The 1,340-nt window shown below is 36.6% G+C and carries 2 protein-coding genes; one reads left to right on the top strand and one right to left on the bottom strand.

Annotated elements, in window-relative coordinates; genetic code table 11:
• Nucleotides 1-453 precede the first annotated feature (453 nt).
• Nucleotides 454-1,026 (top strand): hypothetical protein, encoded by a 573-nt coding sequence (locus tag H1P_RS33390; RefSeq protein WP_144875788.1) that lies wholly within the window; start codon nt 454-456, stop codon nt 1,024-1,026.
• 63 nt (nt 1,027-1,089) lie between these two features.
• On the opposite strand, the gene H1P_RS33385 is transcribed toward H1P_RS33390, so the two are convergent.
• A partial coding sequence (locus tag H1P_RS33385) for a transposase (protein ID WP_144875786.1) occupies nt 1,090-1,340 on the bottom strand: 251 nt, incomplete at its 5' end.

Genomic DNA, 1,340 nt, shown 5'->3' with positions numbered 1-1,340 from the left:
ACTATATACACATGAGCAACAGTCGTAAAGACTAAGATTTTCGGAAGCTGGATACACGGAAACGGGTACGTCCAGATTTCACAGAGAGGGGCGAGAGGTAATACTCTCCCTCGACTCTACCTAGACCAACTTCGGGCTTTATCTAACTCCTGACTCCTGACTCCTGACTCCTGACTTCAGCCCGAAGGGCGTGGTAACAGTCTGAATTGTTTTCTGCTGATTATTTTTAGTCTAAACAACAATTATTTAGAGCCACTTAAGTTTTAGAGCATAATCTTGCCAAAAAGGCAAACTCAAACCTTAAATTACAAGTCTCGTCAGTCCTAATGTTTAATTCAGATGGGCGATGAGAGACTCGAACTCTATAACAACCTTTTTACTGACGTAGTTAAGCAAGCTTAAAGCATTACTCACTGGTAAACACAGCGAAAGTGAGTAAAGAGTGAGTAAAAAGTGAGTAAGAATTATAACCATGAAATAGGTTACGAAACGTTACTAGCAGACTTCAAGAGATATCAGAAACAAACACCTAGGGGAGTAGGATTAACCAAAAAAGGTAATACAATCGCTCTACAGTTTAAAATAGGTGATGTCAACAGAAAACAATACGGTTGTAACTGTAGCTTTACCCTAGATGGTATGGTATCAGCCTTAAGTAAAGCTCATAAGGTAGCTGAAAAGCTAAAAGAGGACATTGGCTTAACCGAGTTTTGGGAATGGTATGAAAAAGAAATTAAAGAAGTAGGTAAAGTTGAAAATAACTTACTAACTTTTTCTGAAGCGATCGCAGTAGTAGAAGCTGATTTCTGGACTAGAACAGACAGAAGAAAACGTAAACGTAGCAAATCTAATCCTAGTGATTTAAGTAGTTGGAACGATACCTACAATCGCTTTTATAAGCATCTACCACAAGATAAGGCAGTTAATCAAAAAGATGTCTTAGAGACTCTAGAAAAATGGGATAGAGGTACTAAGAGTTACAAATCAGCTACTTCTGTATTTAAGAAACTAGCTAGGGTTTGCTGAAAAAGTCAGCGGAAAAATTGACAATAATCAGCTTGTTTAAAAGATAAGTTTTTCTGTTGACAACTACGATGTAATATCAATTTTAGCAATAGAAAAATCAATGACGAAGCCTAATTTGTATCTAGTCAGAAATAAAGACAAAAAAAGACAGTTAACCTGCCTGAGCAGGGTGGAAAGATTGATTACTAAAAAGATAATTGCAATAGAACTTTCTGATGTTTCAGGAAGTTTTGTCATGATACAATTAAGTCCATAACGTCTCTTAGCCTGACCGAATTTGCCTTCAATAGCATTACGAAATCTTTCATCATCTT

Origin of the sequence: Hyella patelloides LEGE 07179, from assembly GCF_900659865.1 — a bacterium.
Lineage (GTDB): Bacteria > Cyanobacteriota > Cyanobacteriia > Cyanobacteriales > Xenococcaceae > Hyella > Hyella patelloides.
The sequence above is the reverse complement of the archived record's forward strand: the minus strand, read 5'-3'. Positions and strand labels throughout refer to the sequence as shown.